Source organism: Citrobacter sp. Cu233, from assembly GCF_030332225.1.
Classification (GTDB): Bacteria; Pseudomonadota; Gammaproteobacteria; order Enterobacterales; family Enterobacteriaceae; genus Citrobacter.
In genome coordinates, this window is the sequence record NZ_JAOWIF010000040.1 from 287,099 (window position 1) to 313,558 (window position 26,460).

Genomic DNA, 26,460 nt, shown 5'->3' on the forward strand with positions numbered 1-26,460 from the left:
TCGAACGACGTTACATCCCACTGAATTATCCCTGTCAATGATGTTGTTTTAGATCAACAACAAGCCGGGTATGTGGTTAACCACAATAGAGCTACCCCCGCCACGATTTTTACACTGTAAATCATTGAGATTCTTTATTCATCACACGCAAATCAACGGCGTGACCAATGTTTCGTTGTTGCATCGTGACGGGAGAAAATATGGACAGCAGTAAACGGCAGTTTCTCCAGCAACTTGGCGTCCTGACCGCTGGCGCATCACTGGTTCCCCTGGCACAGGCCCAGTTTCCTTTTTCGCCTGAACGGCATGAAGGATCGCCCCAGCACCGCTATGGCATGCTGGTCGATCTGCGTCGGTGTATCGGCTGCCAGGCCTGCACCGTGAGTTGCGCGATTGAAAACCAGACGCCGCAAGGTGAGTTTCGTACCAACGTTAATCAGTATCAGGTGCAACTTGAAGGCCAGCAAAGCGTCACCAACGTCCTGCTGCCGCGCCTGTGCAACCATTGTGATAACCCCCCTTGCGTGCCGGTGTGTCCGGTGCAGGCCACCTTTCAGCGCGAAGATGGCATTGTGGTTGTCGACAACACACGCTGTGTTGGCTGCGCCTACTGTGTGCAGGCCTGCCCATACGATGCACGGTTTATCAACCATGAAACGCAAACCGCCGATAAATGCACTTTTTGCGTTCATCGACTGGAAGCGGGCCTGCTCCCGGCCTGCGTCGAGTCGTGCGTTGGTGGCGCGCGCATCATCGGTGATATCAAAGATCCACACAGCCGGATTTCTCAAATGCTGCATCAACATCATGACGCCATCAAGGTCCTGAAACCCGAAAATGGCACCTCACCGCACGTGTTCTATCTGGGCCTGGATGAGGCCTTTGTAACACCATTAATTGGGCGTGCCCAGCCCGCGCTTTGGCAGGAGGTTTAAATGAACCCTACCCTGATTATCGAAGAGGTTCTGACGCATCCACAGGACGTAAGCTGGTTACCCTGGGCGGTGCAATATTTCTTTTTTATCGGCATTGCCGCCTGCGCCGCACTGTTTGCCTGCGTGCTCCACTGGCGCAAAAAGGAGAGGCCGGAGTTAGAAAACCTCACGCTGCTGGTCGCCCTGACCTGCGCGATTACCGCACCGTTGGCACTGACGGCTGATTTACACCAGACGGCACGCGTCTGGCATTTCTATGCCTGGCCGACACCGTGGTCATGGATGCCGTGGGGGGCGCTATTTTTACCGCTGTTCACCGGGTTTTTAGGGTTATGGTTTATCGCACAGCAGGTTAAGCGATTAACCGCGAAAAGTTACAGCGTCACAAAATGGTTAGCCGTGGGAAGTGCGCTGTCGGCCATTGGACTGTTGGTCTATACCGGTCGCGAGGTCTCTATTGTCGAGGCGCGTCCGATCTGGTTCAGCTACGCCTTCCCGGTAGCGATGTTCCTCAGTGCCCTGCAAACGTTCCTTGCCCTGCTTATCGCCACGGTGAAAAACGCAGGGACAACATTACCGCGCAAACTGGCATGGGGACAGATAGTCACGCTGTGCGCACTGGCTATCGTAGTGGTGATGTGGGCAAGTGGCGACACGCTATCGGGGTCAGCGATTCGCCAGTGGCTGGATGTAGCGACTTCTGCGCGGCATTACGCCATCGGTTGGATTGCACTTTGGGTTACCTCACTGGGCCTTTGCGCCCTGGTGTTACGCCATCCGTTATCACTGCCATTACGTATTTTGCTGGCAATAAGTGCAATGGCATTGTGCTGGCTGATGCGCTGGACATTACTCATTCAGGTACAGACCGTGCCGAAATATAACGCCCAGTTTAACCCCTATACCCTGCCCGGTGGCACTGATGGCTGGCTGGCTATTCTTGGCACTTTTGGCCTGTGGGTCGCACTGATCATTATGGTTCGTGAAGCCCTGAACGCGATCGCAAGGAGAATGCAACATGGCTAATTTAACTCGTCGTCAGTGGCTTAAAGTCGGTCTTGCCGTCGGTGGCATGGTAACTTTTGGTCTGAGTTATCGGGATGTGGCAAAGCGTGCGATTGATGGTTTACTTGACGGAACCTCGGGCAAAATTACCCGCGACCGTATCTTTGGTAACGCCCTTATCCCCGAAGCACATGCCCAACCGCGCTGGCAGCAGAACCCACAGCAGGTGATCTCCATGACGCAGTGTTTCGGCTGCTGGACGCAATGTGGCGTGCGTGTCCGTGTTGATAACGAACAAGGCAAAGTGTTGCGTATTGCGGGCAACCCGTACCATCCGCTATCTCACGAACACCACATTGACTCCTCGGTTCCCTTTGCCACCGCGATGGAACAACTGGCGGGTGAAACCGGCCTCGATGCCCGCTCCACCGCCTGTGCTCGCGGTGCAACGTTACTTGAGGGCCTGTACAGCCCACTGCGTATTCTGGATCCAATGAAACGCGTGGGTAAACGTGGGGAAGGCAAATGGCAGCGCATCAGCTTTGAGCAACTGATCAAAGAAGTGGTGGAAGGTGGCGATCTGTTTGGCGAAGGCCACGTTGACGGTCTGCGAGCGATCCACGATCCCGATACGCCGATTGATGCCCGACACCCCGGTTTCGGCCCAAAATCCAATCAGCTACTGGTCACCAATACCAGTGATGAAGGACGCGATACATTTTTGCGTCGCTTTGCCCTGAACAGTTTCGGCAGCAAAAACTTTGGTGCACATGGGGCGTACTGTGGTCTGGCTTATCGCGCCGGATCTGGCGCGTTGATGGGCGATCTGGATAAAAATACCCACGTAAAACCCGACTGGGATAATGTCGAATTTGCGTTGTTTATGGGGACGTCTCCAGCACAATCCGGCAACCCGTTTAAGCGCCAGGCTCGCCAGCTCGCCAGTGCCCGTTTACGTGATGACTTCCGCTATGTTGTGGTCGCACCAGCCCTACCGCTAACGACTGTGCTTGCCGACGATCGTGGGCACTGGCAGCCCGTACGCCCAGGGACGGACTCCGCACTGGCAATGGGGATGATCCGCTGGATAATCGAAAAGCAGCGCTATAACGCTGATTACCTGGCTATTCCTGACGTACAGGCCATGAAGCAGGCCGGGGAAAAAAGCTGGACCAACGCCACCCATCTGGTCATTACCGATGAAATTCCAACGCTCGCCGGTCAGCATTTAACGCTGGCGCATTTACGCGCAGACGGCGCCGACGAACCAACAGTCATTAACGAAGCCGGCGAGATCGTCGCCGCCAGCAGTTGCCAACGTGCCCAGCTGTTCATCTCCCGTGAAGTCACGCTGGCCGGGGGGCAAACCGTCACGGTAAAAAGTGGCTTCCAGTGTCTGAAAGCGTCCGCTGAGAAACTGTCAATGGCGCAATACAGCCAGCAGTGTGGCGTTTCTGAGGCAGACATTGGCGCGCTGGCCGATGCGTTCACTCGTCACGGACGGAAAGCGGCAGTGATCACCCACGGCGGGATGATGGCAGGTAACGGTTTTTATAATGCCTGGTCGGTGATGATGCTCAATGCGTTGATCGGGAACCTGAGCCTCGAAGGCGGCGTGTTCGTCGGCGGCGGTAAGTTCAACGGTGCAACTGACGGCCCGCGCTACAATATGGACAGCTTTGCCGGGAAGGTGAAACCTAAAGGTCTGAGCATCGCCCGCAGCAAGACAGCCTATGAGTCTTCCGAAGAATACCGCAACAAAGTCGCCGCCGGGCAATCGCCCTTCCCGGCCAAAGCCCCCTGGTATCCGTTTGTCGCAGGCCAGCTTACCGAATTACTGGTCTCAGCACTGGAAGGTTATCCGTATCCGCTAAAGGCCTGGATCTCCAACATGACCAACCCGTTTTATGGGATTGCGGGCTTACGCGGTGTGGCAGAAGAAAAGCTAAAAGACCCTGCGCGTTTGCCGCTGTTTATCGCTATTGATGCGTTCATGAACGAGACAACCGCGCTTGCGGATTACATTGTACCGGACACGCATAACTTTGAAAGCTGGGGATTCAGCGCCCCATGGGCCGGTGTCGCCAGTAAAGCCACCACCGCCCGCTGGCCTGTGGTCAGGCCTGCTACCCGTCAGACCGCTGACGGTCAACCCGTCTCGATGGAGGCTTTCTGCATCGCGGTGGCAAAACGCATTGGCCTCCCCGGTTTTGGTGACAATGCCATTACCGACCCGCAGGGCAACCCGTATCCGCTTAACCGCGCCGAAGATTATTATCTGCGACTTGCCGCCAACATTGCCTTTATGGGCAAAGCGCCGGTTGCAGAGGCACGGGAAGATGATATCGCACTGACCGGGGTGCAACGAATCTTGCCGGTAATGACCCAAACGTTAAAAGCCGATGAGGTGAGTCGCGTGGCGTTTATCTATTCGCGCGGTGGCCGTTTTGCACCAGACAACAGTGGTCGGGTCGATAACCGCGTCGGCAATGCGTGGGAAAAACCGTTGCAAATATGGAATGCGGATGTCGCTGCACACCGTCATGCGATTACCGGCGAACGCTACAGCGGCTGTCCGGCCTGGTATCCTTCGCGGCTTTCTGACGGGCGTTCAGTAGAGGAACTATTCCCTGAGCAGGAATGGCCGCTGAAGTTGATTTCATTTAAATCGAATACCATGTCCAGCGCGTCGGCCGTGATCCCTCGGCTGCATCATCTTAAGCCGGTCAATCTGGTGGCGCTTAACCCACAGGACGGCAAGCGCTATGGTTTATCTCACGGTGATACCGTTCGCATCACCACGCCGGGTGGGCAGGTTGAAGCGCAAATCAGCTTACTGCATGGCGTGATGCCAGGGGTAATCGCGATTGAGCATGGCTATGGACATAAGGAGATGGGCGCTGCGCAGCATACGCTAGACGGTGAGCCGATGCCGTTTGATAAAAAGATAAAGTCGGGAATCAATATCAACGATCTGGGTTTTGCGGATCCGACACGAAAGGTTGCCAACACCTGGCTGGATTGGGTTTCAGGAGCCGCCGTGCGTCAGGGATTGCCAGCGAGGCTTGAACGAGTGTAACGCGGGTGCCGGATGGCAACGCTAAGGCGTGTTACCCGGCCTACAGGACAACGTAGGCCGGGTAAGGCAAAAACGGATCAGTTATTAACCGGAATAACCGCGCCTTTATATTTGGTGCGGATCCAGTCCTGGATCTCTTTTGAGTGCAGCACATCAACCAGTGCCACGATATCCTTTTTCTTCTCATCACCGCGATGAACGGTAATGATATTGGCATACGGGTTGTTTTCACCGCTTTCTACGGCAATCGGATCTTTCACCGGATCCAGCCCGGCGTCGATTGCGTAGTTGGCGTTAATCACAACCGCATCCCCTTCTTCATTGTTATACATCTGCGGTAACAGCGCCGCTTCAACGTTAGGTAAGAACTTCAGCTTTTTCGGGTTCTCTACGATGTCGCTAATGCGCGCCGTCACTTTATCCACACCCGGCTTCAGCTTGATCACGCCCTCTTTTTCAAAAATCGACAGAATACGACCTTCTTCAGATACCGCATCACGCATGATCACCTTGCCACCTTCCGGCAAATCCTTTAGTGACTTCACCTTTTTCGAATAGATACCAATCGGCTCGATATGAATCGCCCCTGCGCTGACGAAATCGTAGGATTTGTCGCCAGCATGATCTTTAATCACGCTATTCAGGTACGGGATATGCTGAAAATAGTTTGCATCAATCTCACGACCCGCCAGGGCGGTGTTCGGCAGAATGTAGTCCTGGAATGGTTTAATCTCCAGGTCTATCCCTTGCTTCGCCAGAATCGGCCTGGCCTGCTCAAGGATCTCCGCATGGGGTACGTTTGACGCGCCAACGGTCAGCGTATCAGCCCATGAAGCAAAGCTCAGGGCGCTTAAGGTTGCTGCTGCGAGTAATGTCAGTGATTTTTTCATGATGATGGTTTCCGTATTTTATTAGCGTTTATCTAACAGAGAGGTGATCACATCGCCGCAAAGCTGAATGATGAAGACGATGAGCAGAATCGTTACCGTCGCCACCAGCGTGACGTCGCTGTGGTTGCGCTGGAATCCTTCCAGATAAGCCAGGTTCCCTAAACCACCGGCACCAATCACCCCTGCCATCGCGCTGTAGCTAACCAGTGCAATCAGCGTCACGGTGATCCCGGACACCAGAGCGGGTGAGGATTCCGGCAGTAAAACCCGAAAAACAAGCGTAGTCAGACGTGCGCCCATCGAGCGCGTCGCTTCAATAACGCCTTTATCTACTTCACGCAGGGCGATTTCGACCAGGCGTGCGTAAAAAGGTGCAGCCCCCACAATCAACGCGGGCAACGCGGCATTCGCACCGAGAATGGTGCCAACGATCGTTTTGGTAAAAGGTATTAGCAACACGATCAGAATGATGAACGGGATCGAGCGGAAAATATTAACCACCAGCGAGATCGCGCTATACAAGGCGCGGTTCTGGAATAGTCCACCGCGAGCGGTCAGGAACAGCGCCAGCCCGAGTGCAATCCCAAGGACAAACGTTGCTGCGCCAGAAAATGCCGTCATATAGAGCGTTTCCTGGGTCGCTGCCAGCAGTTGGTCCCACTTCAGGTGGGGAAACAGATCTTCAGGCATGTTGAATCACCTCGCCTTCAATGTCGCTGTGGCGCAGGTCGGCCAGAATATTGTTAAGTTGTTCTTCGCTGGCCACGACATGCACCCATAGCTGACCGAACACGCCATGCGCAGTTTGCGTCATCTTGCCGTGCAAAATGTTAAACGGCAGGCCATAACGCAGGGTTAATTCGCCAACAACCGGTCGGTGAGTGCGCTGCCCGGTAAAGGTTAACTTGATCACGACACCGCCCAGTTCGCTTGCCAATTGCGGATTAAACGCCTCCTCTTCGGTGTATTGGCTCACCTGCCGGACAAACTGTCGGGTAATCGGCTGCTGTGGATGGGTAAAGACAGTCAGTACATCGCCCTCTTCAACCACCTTGCCGTTTTCCATCACCGCGACGCGGTCGCAGATTTTGCGCACCACATGCATCTCGTGAGTGATCAACACAATGGTCAATTTGAAGCGACGGTTAATATCGAGCAGTAACTCCAGAATCTGATCGGTAGTTTGCGGATCAAGAGCTGACGTCGCCTCGTCACAGAGCAGTACATCAGGATTATTCGCCAGCGCGCGGGCAATCCCTACACGCTGCTTTTGGCCGCCGCTAAGCTGCGATGGATACGCATTTTCGCGACCGCTCAGACCGACAAGAGTAATCAGCTCAGCCACTCGCGCCTTAATCATCGCTTTCGGCGCACCAGCAATTTGCATAGAGAAAGCGATATTTTCACTGACGGTGCGTGACCACAGTAAATTAAAGTGCTGAAACACCATGCTGATTTTCAACCGTGCCTGCCGCAGCGATTCCCCACGTGCGGCAGAAATATCGTGGCCGTTAATGGTCACGCTGCCGGACGTGGGCTTCTCAAGACCATTCAGCAGACGAATCAAGGTGCTCTTCCCTGCACCACTGTAGCCAATGATCCCGTAAATCTGCCCCTGCTCAACCGTCAGGTTGACATCATCGACAGCGGTAATGGAAAGCCTGCCTGGCGTAAACACTTTCGAAATATTTTTCAGGACAATCATGTCGTTTGGGTATCAGCTGCTGCTTCGTTGTTATTCTGCTAGTGCTTTTGGCTGTTTAGCAGTATGGATGTCCAAATGAGTGTAATCAGCGAGATGATGTTTTAAAATGAATTAAAACGAATTTGATATAACTTTTAGAAATATGAAGACATTCGAGCCGGGATGACCGAATAACATTCAACTGAGAGGACCAATGCAGGTTGTTGCGCAACAAACCTCGACGGTGGACAACCTCTTTATCCATACCGATGAACAAATTAGTGAATATTTCCTGTGAAACTGCACAGAACTCTTTTGAAACGCTGTTTCCATTTTCCTTTTTGATAATTTTCAGCGTATAATGCGCGCCAATTGTCTCTTGAATGGTTTCAGCACATTGACCTGTAAAACTCAACGACTACAAAACTCACCATCCCGTTGGGCTGAAACGCAAGCACACATTCCTCTGCACGCTTTATCGATGTCACCTATTCTTAGAGCGAGGCATCACAACTTTCGTAACTCCGGTTTAGCTTTCCATCCGTGCGCGATGGAAGCCAGATTTCCATATCCTTCTCAACTTAAAGACTAAGACTGTCATGAAAAAGACGAAAATTGTTTGCACCATCGGCCCAAAAACCGAATCCGAAGAGATGTTATCCAAAATGCTGGACGCGGGCATGAACGTCATGCGTCTGAACTTCTCCCACGGTGATTATGCAGAACACGGTCAGCGCATCAAGAATTTGCGCAACGTCATGAGCAAAACCGGTAAAAAAGCCGCTATTCTGCTCGACACCAAAGGTCCGGAAATCCGTACCATTAAGCTGGAAGGCGGTAACGACGTTTCTCTGAAAGCCGGCCAGACCTTCACTTTCACTACCGACAAATCTGTTGTGGGCAACAACGAAATTGTTGCTGTTACCTACGAAGGCTTCACTAAAGACCTGTCTGTCGGCAACACCGTACTGGTTGATGATGGCCTGATTGGCATGGAAGTTACCGCTATTGAAGGTAACAAAGTTATCTGTAAAGTGCTGAACAACGGCGATCTGGGCGAAAACAAAGGCGTTAACCTGCCAGGCGTTTCCATTGCCCTGCCAGCACTGGCTGAAAAAGACAAACAGGATCTGATCTTCGGTTGTGAGCAAGGCGTTGACTTCGTTGCAGCATCCTTTATCCGTAAACGTTCTGACGTCGTTGAAATCCGTGAGCACCTGAAAGCACACGGCGGCGAAAACATCCAGATCATCTCTAAGATTGAAAACCAGGAAGGCCTGAACAACTTCGACGAAATCCTCGAAGCGTCCGACGGCATCATGGTTGCTCGCGGCGACATGGGCGTTGAGATCCCGGTTGAAGAGGTTATCTTCGCGCAGAAGATGATCATCGAGAAATGTATCCGTGCACGTAAGGTCGTTATCACTGCGACCCAGATGCTGGATTCCATGATCAAAAACCCACGTCCGACCCGCGCTGAAGCCGGCGACGTTGCGAACGCCATTCTCGATGGCACCGATGCCGTTATGCTGTCTGGTGAATCCGCGAAAGGTAAATACCCGCTGGAAGCTGTGACCATCATGGCCACCATCTGCGAACGTACCGACCGTGTGATGACCAGCCGCCTGGACTTCAATAATGACAGCCGTAAACTGCGCATCACTGAAGCGGTGTGCCGTGGTGCTGTTGAAACTGCAGAAAAACTGGATGCTCCGCTGATCGTCGTGGCAACCCAGGGCGGTAAATCTGCACGTGCGGTGCGTAAATACTTCCCGGATGCCACCATCCTGGCGCTGACAACCAATGAAACGACCGCTCGCCAACTGGTGCTGAGCAAAGGTGTCGTTGCACAGGTTGTCAAAGAAATCACCTCTACTGATGATTTCTACCGTCTGGGCAAAGAAGTGGCTCTTGAAAGCGGTCTGGCACAGAAAGGTGACGTCGTTGTTATGGTTTCCGGCGCACTGGTTCCGAGCGGCACGACCAATACGGCATCTGTTCACGTGCTGTAATAATTCCATCGCGAATTAATTTGCTTAAAAAGCGCCCTTGCGGCGCTTTTTTATTTTTTTGATAGCCACTATGAATAAAAAAATCAAATCGGATTTCACTATCTAATCCGAGATTATCTAAGATGAATCCGATGGAAGCTTTCTGTTTTCTCTCGGGTTTTTAGCTGTTTTTGCACAATTCGATGCTTCTTTGAGCGAACGATCAAAAATAAGTGCATTCCCATCAAAAAAATATTCTCAACATAAAAAACTTTGTGTAATACTTGTAACGCTACATGGAGATTAACTCAATCTAGAGGGTATTAATAATGAATCGTACTAAACTGGTACTGGGCGCGGTAATCCTGGGTTCTACTCTGCTGGCAGGTTGCTCCAGCAACGCTAAAATCGATCAGCTGTCTTCTGACGTTCAGACTCTGAACGCTAAAGTTGACCAGCTGAGCAACGACGTGAACGCAATGCGTTCCGACGTTCAGGCTGCTAAAGATGACGCAGCTCGCGCTAACCAGCGTCTGGACAACGCAGCTACTAAATACCGCAAGTAATAGTATCTGTGTAATAAAAATGGCGCACATTGTGCGCCATTTTTTTTGCCCGTTATTTCCTTCCCTGTTACTGCGTTGTGCGCATCTGCGCATTCTCCCCTGGTGCACCGTTCTGCGCTGACTTCACTTCGGGTCCATTGGCAACAACAGGTGTCTGCCCGGCACTTACGGTCACGGGATAACCCGCACGGCGATACAGTGCTCTCTCAACCAGACTGTTATCGACGGCCTTATTCTCTTTGAACTGATTAAAACCTACCGGTAATACATAGGGCATGGTCTGAACGTTTTGTTCCTCTTCCGGCGACAACGGCCTGTGCACCTCAACATAGCGCATACCATTTGGCTCAACGGCGTACTTTATCGGCTCGTTGATCACTCTGACAGGCGTACCGGGTCGCACCTGCTCGAACAACGCTTTGATATCCGGCGCGTTCATACGGATACATCCAGAGCTTACGCGCAGACCAACACTGTCAGGAGCACTGGTCCCATGGATAAGGTATTCACCATTTCCATGCGCCAGACGCAATGCAAAGCGTCCTAACGGGTTATTTGGCCCCGCAGGCACTACCGGCGGTAATGTTATGCCGCGCTCCAGAGAGCGCTTACGGATGCCCGGTGTAGGCGTCCAGGTCGGATTGGGTATTTTTTGCCCAACACGAGTTTCCATCACCGGTGTTTCCAGCCCCTGCAAACCAATGCCAATGGGGAATACCTGAACCATATTTTCTCCCGGCGGGAAGTAATACAAACGCAGTTCCGCAAGATTCACAATAATGCCTTCGCGTGGCACATCCGGTAGCAATAATTGCGAGGGAATGGTGATCAGGGTTCCAGGCCTGGGTACGGGGGCTATGGTGTTATTTGCTTCAAGGATCAGCATTGCAGCGGTGTCAAAACGCCGGGCTATCGCCTGGAGATTCTTATCACCTTCCTGCACGGTGTATGTTTGATTTTGCCCAACAAGACGGCTATTCGCCGGAGGCAACGGATAATCGACCGCCCAAGCGGTCTGTATAGCGCTGTAAGCGCCAATCAGCATTAACGTAATAATAGACGCGCGTTTCATACTCACTCACCCCCCTGGCGTTATTGCCGGATGACGGCAAGCGTCCGATCCGGCCTACGAGTCATTGCGGTGCCTTTCACGGAATCATTCCAGTCAGCCTGAAAGATGACGTGTTTTATCAGTTTAGCTAAGAGTTGCGGCTTTGGTGCGGATCGCCCGTATCATCGCTTCCAGTCCCTGTGAACGTGAAGGTGTGAGATGCTGTGCGAGCGCCATTTTTTCGAACCACGGACGCACATCAAAATTCACAATATCCTGAGCCGTCATCCGGTCATACAAAATGAAAACGACGGCGATAAGTCCTTTCACAATTGCCGCATCACTGTCGCCCTGTAATTCAATAATACCTTCAGCATTCTGCCGCATAACAATCCATACCTGACTTTGACATCCCTGAATGCTATTTTCCGGGCAGCGATCGTCGGCATTTAATTCCGGCAGCCGCTGACCCAGTTCAATGATGTACAGGTATTTCTCTTCCCAATTAGCGCAACGCAGAAAATTACGCAACAGTTTTTCTTTATCCGGTAGCGCAGCCATAATGCCTCCCTGTTATCCCAACAAGTGATGAATACGCTTGAGTCCCGTCACCAGGCGATCCACTTCTTCATGGGTGTTATACATGGCAATGGAAGCCCGGCACATAGCGGGAACGTTATAATAAGCCATCAACGGCATAGCGCAGTGATGTCCCGTGCGAACGGCAATTCCATAGTTATCAAGAAAGCTACCGACGTCATACGCGTGATGTTTGCCCAGGTTAAAGGCGATCACGCCTAAACGATTCTCCGGGCCGTAGAGCGTCAAATCAGGGACCTCCGCCAATTGCTCCAACGCATAGCGCATCATGAACTGCTCATATTCACTGATTTCTGTCAGCCCCAGCGCGCTAACATATTCAATGGCCGCACCCAGACCGATAATCCCTCCGGTGTTCGGCGTTCCGGCTTCAAAACGCCAGGGGGCTTTGGCCCACGTCGTTCCCTGGCTCAGACTGACGGTTGCTATCATCGAGCCACCGCCTTCCCACGGCGGCATTTCCTGCAGCAGCGATTCTCTGGCATACAGCACGCCAATGCCGGTGGGTCCATAAAGCTTATGTCCGGAGAAAACATAAAAGTCACAATCCAGTGCCTGCACATCCACCGGGTGGTGCATGACCGCCTGTGCGCCATCTACCAGCACTTTTGCGCCGTACTGATGCGCCAGCGCGATCATTTCCGGCAGTGGGTTTTCCGTGCCCAGGACATTCGATACGTGAGTAATGGCCAGCAGTTGAGTACGGTCATCAAACAGCGTCGGCAACCTTTCCAGTTGCAACGTCCCGTCGGCATTCAGTGGGATAACTCGCAGTTCCGCACCTACACGGGCGCACAGCATCTGCCAGGGGACAATATTGGCGTGGTGTTCCATTTCACTGATGATGATGTTATCCCCAGCCCGTACGTTGCTGGTTCCCCAGCTGTTCGCCACCAGGTTGATGCCCTCCGTCGTACCGCGGACAAACACCAGCTCTTCGGCTGAACGCGCGTTAATAAACAATGACGCCAGCTTGCGGACATTCTCCATTTTCTCCGTAGCCTGGGCGCTGAGCGTATGAATACCCCGATGGACTGCCGCATAGCCATGCCGATAAAACTCAGCCTCGGCATCAATCACCTGGTTGGGCTTTTGCGCGCTGGCGGCGCTGTCCAGATAAGCCAGCGGTAAGCCGTTGACCTCACGCGTCAGGACCGGAAAGTCCGCCCGTACTTTTTCAATGGGAAATGTCATGCTACGCCTCCCGGCAGACGTTGGGCTATCCGCGCCAGTACCTGTTGTTTCAGCGTTTCATCGCTCAGGGCTTCCGTCAGCTCAGCGGCAAACGCGTAGAGAATCATCTGTTGGGCATCCTGCTGGCCAATCCCACGCGAACGCAGATAGAACATCTGTTCATCATCGATCCGCCCTACCGTCGCCCCGTGGCTGCATTTCACGTCATCAGCGTAGATTTCCAGTTGCGGCTTGGTATCCACTTCTGCCAGTTTACCGAGCAGTAAATTATTGTTCGTCATCTGACCGTCAGTTTTAATGGCATGCTGCGCCACGTTAATCAGGCCATTAAACACCGCACGGCCTTTATCGCTGACAATCGTTTTATGTAGCTGGCGGCTGTTGCAGTACCCTTTATGGTGTGCAAGCCAGGTTCGGGTATCGCAAACCTCATTTTTCACCGGCATCGCCAGGCTGTTAAGGCGCAGCGTGCTGTTCTCCCCATTAAGCTGGGTACTGGTGTTATGGCGTAATACCGCACCACCGAGTAAGAAGCTGTAGCTCACCGCCGTCGCATCTGCCCCTAACTGGATATCATTATGCGCGAAATGGTGGCTAACCGGATTCTCAAACGCCAGTTTGATATGGTGCAGATGCGCATTTGCCGCCACGTTCATCGTTAAGCGTGCACCGGTAAAATGTCGATGCGCATTCAGGCTAACATAGTGCTCAATGACGGTAGCTTCTGCGCCTTCAGCCAGTTCAAGATGGTGGCGATAGTGCGCAGTATTCACCTCATCACCCGCCACTCCCTGGGTGATGTGCATCAACAGCAGCGGTTTCGCCGGATGTTGATGACGTTTAACCTGAATGCGGGTGACGCTGCGTGAGAGGCTTTCGGTCAGATGCAGAAACACCTCTGGCTGGATAGCCGCAGGAAGTGCCTGATGCGCATCATCAACGGTAATGTCAAAGCCGCTGCCGTCAATGCTGTCGCTAAGCGCCTCGCAAAACTGACCGTCAACAAACACCAGACGTAGGGCATCAATAGCGCAGCTCAGTGCGTCGCACTGTGCTGAAGTTATTGCAGAAAAACGACTGACAAACTGGCTGTTGGTTAACCCTTCCAGCGGCGTATATTTCCAGTCCTCATGTTTACGCGTCGGCAACCCCAGACGCAACATCTGTTGCAGGTGTTGTTGCGCATGCTGTGAGCGACGCTCACCCTGCGCTTCAAACAGATGATGCCACTGCTGGAGCACGTTACTGCTGTTCACTGAGCCAGCCATACCCTTGCTCCTCCAGCTGTTTAACCAGCGTAAAATCACCAGACTTCACAATGCGCCCCTGGTAGAGAACGTGGACGTAATCGGGTTTGATATAGTCGAGGATTCGCTGGTAGTGGGTGACAATAACAAACGAACGCTTTCCGTCACGCAATGCGTTCACGCCATCTGCCACGATTTTCAGCGCATCGATATCCAGACCAGAGTCAGACTCATCAAGAATGCACAGCTGTGGTTCCAGTACCGCCATTTGCAGAATGTCATTACGTTTTTTCTCACCACCGGAGAAACCCACATTCACGGAGCGGGTGAGCAAATCTGCCGGCATCTTCAGCAACGCAATCTTCTCTTCCATCAGGTCCTGGAAGTCAAACCTGTCCAGCGACTCTTCGCCACGGTAACTGCGCACGGCATTCAGTGCCGTTTGCAGGAAAAACTGATTGCTGACGCCGGGGATCTCCACTGGATACTGAAACGCCATAAAGATACCTTCACCGGCCCGGTCTTCCGGTGACAGTTCCAGCAAGTTCTTACCGTTAAATTCAACCGTCCCGCCAGTGACTTCATAATCTTCTCGTCCGGCGAGTGTCGCAGACAACGTGCTTTTCCCGGAACCGTTCGGCCCCATAATGGCGTGAACTTCCCCGGGGCGAATCTCAAGACTCAGCCCACGCAGGATCGCCTTTTCTTCCACACTGACCTGTAAATCTTTAATGCTTAACATGTGCTTTCCTTAAATTTTAGCCGACGCTGTGTTCAAGACTTATGGCGAGAAGTTTTTGCGCTTCCACAGCGAATTCCAGCGGCAGCTCAGAGAACACGTCTTTACAGAAGCCATTGACGATCATTGAGATAGCATCTTCTTCGCTGATGCCTCGTTGCAGGCAGTAGAACAGTTGGTCTTCACCAATGCGCGAGGTCGTCGCTTCGTGTTCAAGCTGAGCGCTGTTGTTACGACACTCAACATACGGGAAGGTATGCGCCCCACAGTCCGCACCAATCAACATGGAGTCACATTGGGTGTAGTTACGGGCGTTAGTGGCGGTAGGCATAATTTTCACTAAGCCACGATAGCTGTTCTGGCTATGTCCGGCGGAAATCCCTTTCGAGATAATGGTCGATTTCGTGTTCTTGCCGATGTGAATCATTTTGGTGCCGGTATCAGCCTGCTGATGCCCGCTGGTCAGCGCAACGGAATAGAATTCACCGATCGAATTATCACCGCGCAGAATACAGCTCGGGTATTTCCAGGTAATGGCTGAACCGGTCTCTGACTGCGTCCATGACATTTTGCTGTTTTCACCTTCACACAGCGCACGTTTGGTCACGAAGTTCAGAATGCCGCCGGTATTGCCATCGCCTGGGAACCAGTTTTGCACCGTCGAGTATTTCACTTCAGCATCTTTGTGGATGATCACTTCCACCACTGCCGCATGTAGCTGGTAACTGTCACGTACCGGGGCCGAACAACCTTCGATATAGCTGACGTAACTCCCCTCATCCGCCACCAGAATTGTGCGTTCAAACTGTCCGGTTTTTTCTGCATTAATACGGAAATAGGTAGACAGTTCCATTGGGCAACGCACACCTTTCGGCACATAAATAAACGTGCCGTCCGATGCCACCGCCGCATTCAGCGCGGCAAAGAAATTGTCATTCCCCGGGACGACGGTACCGAGGTATTTTTTTACCAGTTCGGGATGATCGTGGATGGCCTCGCCGAACGAGCAGAAAATAATACCTTGTTCCGCCAGCTTATCGCGGTAGGTCGTTGCGACTGACACCGAATCGAAAATGGCATCCACCGCCACTTCTTTGCCTTCACGGACCGGTACGCCAAGCTGCTCGAACGCGTCTTCAACCTCTTTGCTTAAAAACGCATTCGCGCCCGTTTGCTGAACTGCTCCCGGCTCAGAGGCGCAGGTTTCATCACAGTTGCCGCAAGAAGGTGCAGAGTAATAGCTGTAATCCTGATAGTTCAGTTTGTCATAGTGCGCTTTTAGCCAGTGTGGTTCTTCCATCGTCAGCCACGCTTTAAACGCATTCAGACGGAATTCCAGCATCCAGTCGGGTTCATTTCGTTTTGCCGAAATTGCCCGTACAACCTCTTCGTTGATCCCTTTGGCCAGTTCATCAGTTTTGAGTTGGGTAAAGAACCCCTCTTTGTAGTTGAGGTGCCCGCCAGCCCAGGTGTTGACATCGTCAGTTGCTTCAGTGTTACGAGACATAGTACCGCCTATACCCCAAAACTTTCGCCACAGCCACATTCGTTCTGGGCTTTCGGGTTATGAAATTTAAATAACTGATTTAATCCTTCACGAACGAAATCGACTTCAGTTCCATCGATAAACGGCATCGCCTGTAACGGGACATAAAGTCTGGCGCCCTCTGTTTCAAATAGCAGATCGTCTTTCTCAGGTTGCTTGACGGTGTCCAGCACATAACCGAATCCCGCGCACCCGGTTTGTTTCACGCCTAACCGCACGCCCAACATATCGGGTTGCCTTGCCACCAGTTCCCGAATATGCGCCGCTGCCGCTGGCGTTAACGTCAGCCCGCGCCACGCAAAATCGTTGGGATTAAATGTTCCTGAATGCAATTCCATAGGGTTACCTCGAGTCATTAGCTTTCACGCTATAACACCATGTTAGTGATAATGATTATCACTTCAACCCCTCAACAGCAGGGGCATTCGGGTTAACCGCCCTTTTTGACGACTTTTATTAAGCATAGACCCTGCGGCGAGGGTTAACAGGGATGGATTTTTTTGTTCAATACATTGATTAATAATAGATTATGAATGCGTAATCGTTCCGGCAGGTCAAACGCTAAAAGATGTATAGATAATGTCTATTTATGCGATAGCTTTTAAAAGTTTAATCAAATCATGCAATTACAACATAATCAGTGGCTTAGCTTTTTTACTATGCGGTCAGGTGCAGACATTTACGGGCTTTTTAATGCCCTTAATTACACCCAAATGCCATTTTGCCCCCAAATCTGCCCCCAAAAAATAACGCAAGCATGAGAAAAAGCAGATAAGCCGTACTGTTCAGGAAATGTTTGAAGAGGAAGTTCTTTCATGCGATCAATGGTTAATTCAACTTTCATAATGGCCTCCATTGCACATACTGTGTTTTTATACAGAATTCCTGTGCACGGAAATGATCAACGTTTTAAGAGCACAAATTGTTAATTTTCTGTCAGGAGTAAAAAAAGAAAACCAGCCGTAGCGGGTTGAATTAGCAGTGTTTTATTAAGCCGCCATTTGTTTCTGCTGGCATAACCCCGAGAGATTCTCCCTCACTAACGCCTCATCAATGAGCAACTGTGTAACCATGAGGCAAAGCGTTATCCAACTTTCATTCATATTTTTCAATCGCAATGGGGCTGGTTAGTGCCAAGAGCGGACATAGACCTTTTAGCCATGCACACGACTATCTGGTTACAAGAACCTGTGAAGCTCCGTTCACAATTTGGGCATTGAAATTGACATGGTGTTTGAGATCTCTGAATCGATTGAAGTCTAAGGTTGTCAGGGCAGCAACAGCAGCCCTGTGCCAATTACAGACTTTGGCGTAAATTTATATGTATGTTTATCAATCTATGAGGTTAGTCGGTCAAATCGATAGCAATTTAGCATTTTTATCAAGATAGATTTTTACTTCACCTTCCCAAAGCCCATAATCTTTTACCTGCACACTGATAAAGACAGTAAAAAAATCTTTATCTAAAATGTCACTGACCACATAAAAATCTTCTACTCGATCAATACACTCAAGAGTGGTTTGTCTTTCCACCGGCAAATGGTTTTCTGTGCCTAAAGCCGAATGATAAATCACCTCAAGTTTTAAAATCCGCTCAAGCCAAGTAGTGCACTTGAACAAATTATAATATTCAAAAAGGTTTACTCCAATTTGAGGCTGTCCGTAAACTTCTCCTTTCTGCGTTGATAGGCAAAACATGAGATGCTGTGATAGTCTATCTATGCCTGAAATGATCTTAATATCACCGTTTTCAATAAGAAGATCACCAGTATCATCTAAAGCCAAATCACTCCCAAGGTTATGACCACTAATTCGTTTGGTTCTTGGTGATACTTTTAACTCTAAAATTAGGCCAGCAGATGTAAAAACTATTCTAGGGGGAATTGTGAGTAAACGGGCATCACTAAGTGATTCTGAAATTATACATTTCCCTTCATTAGTAAGATCCTCGAAGCAATTTATCACATTTAAAATGTCAAACTTATCACCAGAAATGTATTCATCAAGTTTTATATTCCATGAGGTGGGTTCAACTGATAATAATTCTCCAGTAAAAATTAATTGACTACCTAACCTAAACAACTCGGATTTGGCTTCTTCCGGTAACTTTAAATGTTCATGTTGAATCTTACGTTCATGTTCCTCTTTCATTTGAAATGATACATCGGAGTAAATATTACTTCATCTCTATCAATCATTACAGAATGGGTTACGCATAACCAAATACCATTAGTGATATCGGAACGTTCTTCAGAGGTCATATCACTTCTGTATCGCCTGCCACCAGGAGCTGCAGCATAAATATGAGAAGCAACGCCGGTGTTATTCACCGCAGAACCAGACTCATGACTGGGTCCACATGTAATCTGGGCGCAGCCTGTAAAAGAACATCTAAAATTCGCTCTTGCTGCTAAAGCTTGCTTAGTCTTGGAAGAAAAATCATCTCTGTTTTCTTTGCCCATCTTTCCTTTCTCATCACACTGCCAATCTAAATAAAATCGTTATACAACAACCAACGGCCCCTGTCTGCTTCTCGCTCTTAGCTGACATGATTGATCGGGAAAATCTTCCGCACATATCTCCCGACTGTAACTATGAAGCACAGGTTTAAGCTCAGAAAATTTTGGTTTATTAAGTATGGGTAAACTCGTAACTCATTGATTTATAATAAGTGTAATATTGCGGATACACCAGCACGGAAAGTTAACGTGTTGACAATAAATTCGGTATCGAAAACCGGGTTAGGTACAAGTCTACCGAGGTTAAAATCCCTATCTCTCGGCTATTATTCAAGAAGTAACCCTTCCTGTTGATAGTGACACATACCGTTGAGAAAAAATGGGAAAAACCAGTGAAAAAAATAGCGCCAGAGTAATGACTGACGCTACAGTGTTAATCACATTTTTATGTTCAGGGTTGAGCTTATTTTTACCTTTCTGTCGTATACGAGAACCTGAGATTCATGGATGTTATTTGGTCTTTTCTTGTACTTCTTTTTCAGCCGCTTCAACATCACGATACCAGCGAGGATGATGTTTCTTAGCCCACCGTCGACTGACTTTTCCTTCGATCATGCCGGTGATGGAGCCTTTCACCCAGAACGCCATATACATATGAATCAAAATAGCGTGGATCAGCACGATAGCCGCAGTTGCGTGAATCAATAAACTCCAGCGAACGACGACGATTGGAAAATAATGGGTAAAGTAAGGTCGCCAGATAATGACACCCGTCACCAGTAGTACAAAGATCAGGCTCATGATGCTCCAGAACATCATTTTCTGTCCGGCATTATATTTCCCGACATCCGCGACTTTATGTTCATTTCCTTTCAGTACCTCGACAATACCTTTAATCCATGGAATATCTTGTTTATCAGGGATATTGTGATGGACAAAACGGACGAACATAAACATCAGTACGACGAAGATCAGCACGCCGAAGAAGGGATGCAATATCCTTCCCATCTGCGGTGTACCAAAGGTTTCGGTCAACCATTGCAGAGTAGGGAAGAACAGAGCGATACCAGAAAGCGCTACCAGAAAGAAACTGATTACTACTGTCCAGTGACAGGCACGATCAATGAACTTCGTTCTCAGGATCATTTTGCTTTTACTCATGAGCGTTTTCCTCATCATCTGTCTCTTTGTTGGGCCCAATCCCTACATAGTGGTAAATCAGCCCAGCAAAGGTAGCGATAAATCCAGCAGCGGAAAGCGGTTTGAGGATCCCTTTCCATAGATTCACCGGGGTAGCAATATGCGGATCGTTCGGTAAGTTATGGTAAAGTTCCGGCTGATCGGCATGGTGCAAAACATACATCACATGAGTACCGCCCACACCTTGCGGGTTGTACACACCCGCGTTGGTGTATCCGCGTTTTTTTAGTTGTGTTGCACGGGTTTCCGCTACGTTCAGCATCTCTTTCTTGGTGCCAAACTGGATGGCACCTGTCGGGCAGGTTTTCACACAGGCTGGTTCCTGGCCGACGCTGATCCTGTCCACACAGAGCGTGCATTTATAGACACGATTATCTTCAGGGTTCAGCCGTGGGACATTAAACGGGCAACCGGCAATACAGTAACCACAACCGATACAGTGCTCAGACTGGAAATCGACGATACCGTTGGCGTACTGGATGATTGCTCCTGCAGACGGACATGCTTTAAGACAGCCAGGATCCGCGCAGTGCATGCAGCCATCTTTGCGGATCAACCATTCCAGCTTCTCATTCTGGGTGGTTTCGCTAAAACGCATCACAGTCCAGGATTTGGCACTGAGATCTGTAGGGTTGTCATATACCCCGGTGCAATATCCGACGTCATCGCGGATGTCGTTCCATTCGGAGCAGGCTACCTGACAGCCCTTGCAGCCAATACAGGTCGTGACATCAATGAGTTTTGCCACTTCGGCACGAAAATCCCGTGCATGCGGCGGTGGAGTAATATTGTTGGTTGCAGAGCGTTTAATAATATCTTGTGATTGCATAGCCATTAGATCCTCCCTTACGCTCGCTCAATGTTAACCAGGAATGCTTTGTATTCTGGTGTTTGTGAGTTGGCATCGCCGACGGATGGCGTCAGCGTGTTAGCGAGGAACCCTTTGCGTGTAGCCCCTTCAAATCCCCAGTGGCATGGGATCCCAATTGTATCCACCTGCCTGCCGTCAATTGTCAGCGTTTGCAGGCGTTTGGTTACAACGGCTTTCGCTTTGATAAAACCACGTTTGGACATGACCTTCACTGTGTCGCCTGCCGTAATCCCCTTCTTGCTCGCCAGCGCTTCGCCAATTTCGACGAACTGATCAGGTTGGGCGATGGCGTTCAGAAGAGCATGTTTAGTCCAGTGACGGAATAGCTCGGTAATCGAGTACGTGGTCGCGACGTATGGGAAAATGTCGGATTTGCCCATATTAGCGATATCTCCAGGGTAGATGCGCACAACCGGACTGGAAACAACATCCGGATGAAGCGGGTTGGTACCAATAGGTGATTCAATGGGTTCGTAATGTTCCGGGAATGGCCCGTCGTTCATTTTGTCGAGCGAAAACAGACGTGCGACACCTTCCGGATTCATGATAAAGGGCCCAACGTTACTGCCCGGAGCGGCCTGACTGTAGTCCGCCACATCCATTCCGGTCCATTTATTACCGTCCCAGTGTAGAAGGGCCCGTTTGACATCCCATGGCTTGCCGGCAGGGTCAGCTGAAGCGCGGTTGTAGAGAATTCGGCGATTTGCCGGCCAGGACCATGCCCAACCTGGCGTACAGCCCAGACCATACGGATCGCTGTTATCGCGATTGGCCATTTGGTTACCTTGCTCGGTCCAGCTTCCACAGTAGACCCAACAGAAGCTGCTGGTCGAGCCATCATCACGAAGCTGAGCAAAGCTGCTCAATTGTTGACCTTTCTTCGCGATCAATTGCCCTTTATCATCGTAGAGGTCTGCCAGCGCTATTCCGTTGGCTTCGCGGGCGATTTCTTCCGGATGTGGGTCATACGGGTCTTTATAGTTCCAGTTGATGCTCATAAGCGGTTCTGGATTCGCACCGCCTTCCTGTTGGTATAGCTCACGCAGACGCATAAACAGACGGCCGAGAATTTTGCCATCATGCAACGCCTCACCCGGCGGTTCGGCTGCGGCCCAATGCCACTGTAACCATCGTCCAGAGTTAGCAATTGAACCGTTCTCTTCTGCAAAACAGGATGACGGCAGGCGGAACACTTCTGTCTGGATATCTTCCGGTTTAACCTCGTTCATTTCGCCGTGGTGCTGCCAGAAGTTAGATGATTCGGTAACCAGTGGATCGATAACCACCATATACTTCAGCTTCGAAAGTGCGCGGGACGATTTGTTTTTATCGGGAAATGCAGCCAGTGGATTGAAACCCTGAACGATGTAGCCGTTTATTTTGCCTTCCAGCATCAGCTCGGCCTGAGTCATCACGTCATAAAGACGATCCCATTTAGGCAGCCAGTCATAACCCCAGCTATTTTCCGCAGTTGCATGATCACCCCAGAAGCTTTTCATCATGCTGACAAAGAACTTCGGCGTATTCTGCCAATAGTTCACTTCATTTACGCCCAACGCAGGTGGGGTAATTTGCGAGATATAGGTCTGATAGTCCGGCTGTTTTTCGGAAGGCAGCGGCATATACCCGGGGAGGTTGGTCGACAGCAAGCCAAGGTCAGTATAGCCCTGAATGTTTGAGTGGCCACGCAGGGCGTTTACGCCACCGCCAGCCATACCGATATTGCCCAATAGCAGTTGCAGCATTCCGGCCGCACGAATGATCTGCGCCCCGGCAGAATGGTGTGTCCAGCCCAACGCGTACAGAATAGTCGCGGTGCGGTCAGGTACGCTGGTACTGGCGAGAATGTCGCAAATACGGTTGAAGTCCTCCACCGATGTTCCGCACAGGCGACTCACCATTTCCGGGGTGTAACGATCGACATGAGTTTTGAGTAAATTCCAGACACAGCGGGGATGACTCAGCGTTTCATCACGCAGGGCATTTTCCTGCTCATCAAGCTGATAGAACCAACTCGATTTATCATATTGCCGTTTTTTAGGGTCATAGCCGCTGAATAATCCGTCATTGAACTGATAGTCTTCGCGGATCAGTAGAGCAGCATTGGTGTAATGGAGTACGTATTCGTACTGTACGCGTTTGTGTTTCAGCAGATACCGAATGACACCCAGCAGGAACGCGGTATCCGAACCCGCACGGATCGGTGCATAGAGATCGGCAACAGCGGCGCTACGGTTAAAACGTGGGTCGACCACCACAACGGTGGCGTCATTTTTGGTCTGTGCTTCAACCACCCATTTAAAACCAACTGGGTGAGCTTCAGCCGCGTTGCCGCCCATAATCAGCACCACGTTGGCGTTTTTAATATCCACCCAGTTGTTGGTCATTGCGCCACGACCAAACGTTGGTGCCAGCGCAGAAACGGTTGGACCATGGCACAGACGAGCCTGGCAGTCGATGGCGACCATCCCCAGGCTACGGGTAAATTTGTCGTCGAGGATACCGGTTTCATTGCTGGCTGCCGAAGAACACAGCATGCCTGTGGTCGTCCAGCGATTGACGGTCACACCCTGCGCATTTTTCTCGATGAAATTAGCATCGCGATCATCCTTCATTAACCGCGCGATACGGTTGATGGCATCATCCCAACTGATACGTTCCCATTTATCAGAACCAGGGGCGCGATATTCGGGATACTGCAGGCGTGTTTCACTGTGAATATAATCCAACACGCCAGCACCTTTCGGACACAAAGAACCGCGGCTGACCGGATGATCAGGATCACCTTCAATGTGGTAGATGCTTTCTTTGACGTTTTTAGCTGTATCGCCAAGACTGTACATCAGCATGCCGCAACCTACTGAGCAATAAGTACAGTTATTACGAGTCTCTTTTGCTTTTAAGAGTTTGTACTGACGTGTTTCCGCATGAACGGAAAAAGATGATAAGAATCCGAGAGATGCAACAGTTGTTCCTGCCATACCACCCGCGCAGATTCGAAAGAACTGCCTCCGGCTGAGCTCCATTTTTTCTCCAGCTTAAACTTAAGACATGAAAAAGTTCGGTTATTGTAAGGTTAAATCGAATGATAAACCATTAACTTTTAGTGGTTATTGACATGATGAAATATTGTTTTTTTGATCTCGAGGGGGATTGCCAGGTAAAGAGTTGAACTGATATCTGATGATGGAGAAGCGCTAGAAGGGTTGGCGCTGGATGGTGTCGAACTATTAGGCATCGTGACATACTTCATCAACCGTAGGAGTAATGATAATTGCCCGGTGATCTGACATCGATTCGCGTCGGGATAATACCCCCGGTGTTACCGCAACAATACCTCGCATAAAAAACCAGCATAACAGGCTGGTTCTTAAGGGGAATTTTGGTCGCACGAGAAGATTTGAACCTCCGCCTCCCTGGCACCTTATAATGGAGCTGAAGGCTGCTATTTGCCAGGAGCGGAAGTTGGAGTGCCAGAGACGCCCTAAAAGTTGATGGTTCGTTTTGCAGGGATACTTACAAATGGTCAGTTCCAGTATTCATATTTCGCCGTCATTACTGCGTTATGTTTGTCTACATACTGTTTACCTGTCCGATCAGTTGGGGTGATTGTGATATCTATATTGGCATGTGTGCATTCTCCATGTGAGTTCCACTCCTCGCAGGTGGTCAGATTTTTTTCGATGGTGAAATACGTCTGGGTCTTGCTCAGGGTCAACTCACGGCCCTCGTTATCATAGCCATACTCTTCTATGGTTGAGGGTGATTGGGTTTTGATCAGGCGATGATTGTCATCATAACTATATACAATCGTATTATTATCTATCGCCATACTTCCTTTGCTTGCCGCGCTTGCCAGTAATCCTGATGAATTGAAGGCGTAGTCGATTGTGCCCACTACGGTTTTGTCTTTATCTTCTGGTTTTGTGGCCGCGATAACCGAACGATTAACTGCACGGCTGATAATTCCTTTATCGTTAAGCAGGTACATTCCCTCAAGAGTCTGCCGATATGCCTGCGTGGTTTTCTGACTGTTTTTATCGGCTATGACGCCGTTTGAGTCCACCTGGATGCGCCAGCCAAATTCCGTTTTATTCAACTGAATTTCAGAGGTTGCCGTGAAAACTGCTTTCTGGCCTGTTGAGGTTTTGACCTCTTTCATACGGCCGCCAATTAATTCACCGCATTGACTGAAGTTGCTTTGAACCGATGTGCGGAGATACCCGTCAGGACTATCAATAGTGATTGATACAGATTTAGGAATTTCAGTTCTTGTCGGCTCGCTCAGAAGGATGAAGTTGTTCAGTTTGTTTTTAGCTAAGGTTTCCGCAGTGCATTGTGCTGCATAAGTCTGAAATGTGCAGAGGGATAAGAGAGTAATTAACAGTTTTTTATTATTGAATGACATTATTTGTTGTCCTCATGAACCGATCAGTTATCCAGATTTGATTACGTTTGCGAAGTTTTTGTTTCATTGGCTACTGTTCTGATTCGACTCACTTATAAATCAATGATCTCACTGTAATCCGACACAATGCTTTGTTCAAGAATGACTATACTTCGCTCACAGCCGATCTTCAGCATAGATTGCCTGTCCTCTTCGAGCCAGAATAGAAAGTTGCCTACCCTTATAAGATTGTGTTTACTTGATATCCGATGACGACTTTAGGTTAGGGAGCAATTATGAAGATCAACAGGGTGGTATTAGTGAGTGTAGTGATGTTAACAGGCTGCGTGGTCGCCGATATGGACTCATCCAATTACGACTATGTCCCCTGGGTCCAGGTATTCCAGAAGCCGGAGGCTTCTGGCTTAACCAATGTTGCACAACGTAAAGTCGATCTGTATGCCTGCGGTGTTAACCCAAAGGCAAACCTTGACGGAGCTAACTGGAGTCTGAATGGAATAGAACCTGGAGAGACATTTGAGAGTTTTAATACCAGGCGCGATCACATCCTGAGCTGCATGGAAGAAAAGGGATATAAAGTGTATGGCTTTGCGGCGTGCGGTCCGAAAAAAGCCCCGACGGGACTTTGTCCTAATTAGCCAGAACAGAGATGCTGAGTCGACACGTTTAAACTAAACCCAATAAGCAGAAATCCATAGTGAATGACAGGACGCTCCGGGCACCGCCATACTAATTCAGTTCCTGGCGGAGGTTGTCTCATGACGGGATGAGTGCTCATGCCAGACAATCCATGCTACAGCCGCTTCCCATGATATATATCCGTTATTGCCATGTTTCGCCCTACGGAGATCAACTGCATCACCAAACCTTTCAATGATGAATTTTTCAAATTCTATGCGTTTTTCTTCGTCGTTCGTTGAATCCATGTTCTCCCCAGCAGCATCCTACTACTCGCTCTTAATGCATAAAAAATAACATATCCGTTAGAGAGTGAA

Annotated in this window: 25 protein-coding genes; 7 read left to right on the forward strand and 18 right to left on the reverse strand. The window is 50.0% G+C overall.

Translation table 11 applies throughout. The features are described from left to right. Positions 1–200 precede the first annotated feature (200 nt). From ttrB to ttrA, 3 genes are read left to right on the forward strand one after another with little or no spacing between them, the layout of a single operon-like run. Positions 201–935: a tetrathionate reductase subunit TtrB gene (ttrB, locus tag OGX95_RS17735; protein WP_353655431.1), complete on the forward strand. Its 735-nt coding sequence runs from the start codon at positions 201–203 to the stop codon at positions 933–935. Beyond that, the gene (ttrC, locus tag OGX95_RS17740) at positions 936–1,961 is read left to right on the forward strand and encodes a tetrathionate reductase subunit TtrC (RefSeq protein ID WP_286630404.1); all 1,026 of its coding nucleotides are present in this window, start codon (positions 936–938) and stop codon (positions 1,959–1,961) included. It begins immediately after the preceding gene. After that, the gene (gene ttrA, locus OGX95_RS17745) at positions 1,954–5,019 is read left to right on the forward strand and encodes a tetrathionate reductase subunit TtrA (protein WP_286630405.1); all 3,066 of its coding nucleotides are present in this window, start codon (positions 1,954–1,956) and stop codon (positions 5,017–5,019) included. The genes ttrC and ttrA overlap by 8 nt, the downstream gene beginning before the upstream one ends. Positions 5,020–5,096: 77 nt before the next feature. On the opposite strand, the gene OGX95_RS17750 is transcribed toward ttrA, so the two are convergent. Genes OGX95_RS17750 through OGX95_RS17760 form a run of 3 tightly spaced genes read right to left on the reverse strand, consistent with a single transcriptional unit; the run spans position 5,097 to position 7,614 of the window. Further along, a complete protein-coding gene (locus OGX95_RS17750; protein ID WP_286630406.1) occupies positions 5,097–5,909 on the reverse strand; it encodes a MetQ/NlpA family ABC transporter substrate-binding protein in 813 nt (270 codons plus the stop codon). Between the two features lie 21 nt (positions 5,910–5,930). Beyond that, positions 5,931–6,599: a methionine ABC transporter permease gene (locus OGX95_RS17755; RefSeq protein ID WP_286630407.1), complete on the reverse strand. Its 669-nt coding sequence runs from the start codon at positions 6,597–6,599 to the stop codon at positions 5,931–5,933. Beyond that, entirely contained in the window at positions 6,592–7,614 is a 1,023-nt protein-coding gene (locus tag OGX95_RS17760; protein WP_286630408.1) for a methionine ABC transporter ATP-binding protein, read from the reverse strand. Before OGX95_RS17760 ends, OGX95_RS17755 begins: the two co-directional genes overlap by 8 nt. A gap of 376 nt (positions 7,615–7,990) precedes the next feature. Here OGX95_RS17760 and ynhH point away from each other — a divergent pair, with 376 nt between their 5' ends. From ynhH to lpp, 3 genes are all read left to right on the forward strand, one after another. Beyond that, on the forward strand, positions 7,991–8,185 hold the full coding sequence (gene ynhH, locus OGX95_RS17765) for a protein YnhH (RefSeq protein WP_245163452.1): 195 nt from the start codon (positions 7,991–7,993) through the stop codon (positions 8,183–8,185). Between the two features lie 7 nt (positions 8,186–8,192). Continuing rightward, positions 8,193–9,605, forward strand: coding sequence for a pyruvate kinase PykF (gene pykF / locus OGX95_RS17770; RefSeq protein ID WP_137383325.1), 1,413 nt, complete (start codon positions 8,193–8,195; stop codon positions 9,603–9,605). A 308-nt stretch (positions 9,606–9,913) separates the two neighbouring features. Further along, complete coding sequence (gene lpp, locus OGX95_RS17775; protein ID WP_003029373.1) at positions 9,914–10,150, forward strand: murein lipoprotein Lpp; 237 nt, start codon at positions 9,914–9,916, stop codon at positions 10,148–10,150. Positions 10,151–10,217: 67 nt separating this feature from the next. Here the strand turns inward: lpp and ldtE are convergent, their stop codons facing one another. The 14 genes from ldtE to OGX95_RS17845 all read right to left on the reverse strand — a co-directional run bounded on the left by ldtE (position 10,218) and on the right by OGX95_RS17845 (position 25,465). Next, positions 10,218–11,222: a L,D-transpeptidase LdtE gene (gene ldtE / locus OGX95_RS17780; protein ID WP_286630429.1), complete on the reverse strand. Its 1,005-nt coding sequence runs from the start codon at positions 11,220–11,222 to the stop codon at positions 10,218–10,220. Positions 11,223–11,345: 123 nt separating this feature from the next. Next, the gene (sufE, locus tag OGX95_RS17785) at positions 11,346–11,762 is read right to left on the reverse strand and encodes a cysteine desulfuration protein SufE (protein WP_271440786.1); all 417 of its coding nucleotides are present in this window, start codon (positions 11,760–11,762) and stop codon (positions 11,346–11,348) included. Between the two features lie 12 nt (positions 11,763–11,774). Continuing rightward, positions 11,775–12,995: a cysteine desulfurase SufS gene (sufS, locus tag OGX95_RS17790; protein ID WP_286630409.1), complete on the reverse strand. Its 1,221-nt coding sequence runs from the start codon at positions 12,993–12,995 to the stop codon at positions 11,775–11,777. Continuing rightward, a complete protein-coding gene (sufD, locus tag OGX95_RS17795) occupies positions 12,992–14,263 on the reverse strand; it encodes a Fe-S cluster assembly protein SufD (RefSeq protein WP_286630410.1) in 1,272 nt (423 codons plus the stop codon). The genes sufS and sufD overlap by 4 nt, the downstream gene beginning before the upstream one ends. Continuing rightward, a complete protein-coding gene (sufC, locus tag OGX95_RS17800; protein WP_286630411.1) occupies positions 14,238–14,984 on the reverse strand; it encodes a Fe-S cluster assembly ATPase SufC in 747 nt (248 codons plus the stop codon). Before sufC ends, sufD begins: the two co-directional genes overlap by 26 nt. Positions 14,985–15,000: 16 nt before the next feature. After that, positions 15,001–16,488, reverse strand: a complete 1,488-nt coding sequence (gene sufB, locus OGX95_RS17805) for a Fe-S cluster assembly protein SufB (RefSeq protein ID WP_286630412.1) — start codon at positions 16,486–16,488, stop codon at positions 15,001–15,003. 8 nt (positions 16,489–16,496) lie between these two features. Beyond that, positions 16,497–16,865 carry a Fe-S cluster assembly scaffold SufA gene (gene sufA / locus OGX95_RS17810; RefSeq protein WP_005120243.1) on the reverse strand — a complete coding sequence of 123 codons (369 nt, stop codon included), beginning with the start codon at positions 16,863–16,865 and terminating at the stop codon, positions 16,497–16,499. Between the two features lie 365 nt (positions 16,866–17,230). Continuing rightward, a complete protein-coding gene (locus OGX95_RS17815; protein ID WP_286630413.1) occupies positions 17,231–17,371 on the reverse strand; it encodes a hypothetical protein in 141 nt (46 codons plus the stop codon). 509 nt (positions 17,372–17,880) lie between these two features. Further along, positions 17,881–18,678, reverse strand: a complete 798-nt coding sequence (locus OGX95_RS17820) for a GPW/gp25 family protein (protein ID WP_286630414.1) — start codon at positions 18,676–18,678, stop codon at positions 17,881–17,883. Next, positions 18,675–18,989, reverse strand: a complete 315-nt coding sequence (locus OGX95_RS17825) for a hypothetical protein (protein WP_286630415.1) — start codon at positions 18,987–18,989, stop codon at positions 18,675–18,677. The genes OGX95_RS17820 and OGX95_RS17825 overlap by 4 nt, the downstream gene beginning before the upstream one ends. 507 nt (positions 18,990–19,496) lie before the next feature. After that, a complete protein-coding gene (gene fdnI / locus OGX95_RS17830; RefSeq protein WP_058669333.1) occupies positions 19,497–20,147 on the reverse strand; it encodes a formate dehydrogenase-N subunit gamma in 651 nt (216 codons plus the stop codon). After that, the gene (gene fdxH, locus OGX95_RS17835; RefSeq protein ID WP_286630416.1) at positions 20,140–21,021 is read right to left on the reverse strand and encodes a formate dehydrogenase subunit beta; all 882 of its coding nucleotides are present in this window, start codon (positions 21,019–21,021) and stop codon (positions 20,140–20,142) included. The genes fdnI and fdxH overlap by 8 nt, the downstream gene beginning before the upstream one ends. Before the next feature lie 11 nt (positions 21,022–21,032). Then, the gene (fdnG, locus tag OGX95_RS17840) at positions 21,033–24,083 is read right to left on the reverse strand and encodes a formate dehydrogenase-N subunit alpha (protein ID WP_286630417.1); all 3,051 of its coding nucleotides are present in this window, start codon (positions 24,081–24,083) and stop codon (positions 21,033–21,035) included. Between the two features lie 500 nt (positions 24,084–24,583). Then, positions 24,584–25,465 carry a hypothetical protein gene (locus tag OGX95_RS17845; protein ID WP_286630418.1) on the reverse strand — a complete coding sequence of 294 codons (882 nt, stop codon included), beginning with the start codon at positions 25,463–25,465 and terminating at the stop codon, positions 24,584–24,586. A gap of 275 nt (positions 25,466–25,740) precedes the next feature. Here OGX95_RS17845 and OGX95_RS17850 point away from each other — a divergent pair, with 275 nt between their 5' ends. Then, entirely contained in the window at positions 25,741–26,103 is a 363-nt protein-coding gene (locus OGX95_RS17850; RefSeq protein WP_286630419.1) for a hypothetical protein, read from the forward strand. A gap of 96 nt (positions 26,104–26,199) precedes the next feature. Here OGX95_RS17850 and OGX95_RS23050 read toward each other — a convergent pair whose 3' ends face one another. Beyond that, entirely contained in the window at positions 26,200–26,391 is a 192-nt protein-coding gene (locus OGX95_RS23050; RefSeq protein ID WP_502872784.1) for a hypothetical protein, read from the reverse strand. Positions 26,392–26,460: the final 69 nt, after the last annotated feature.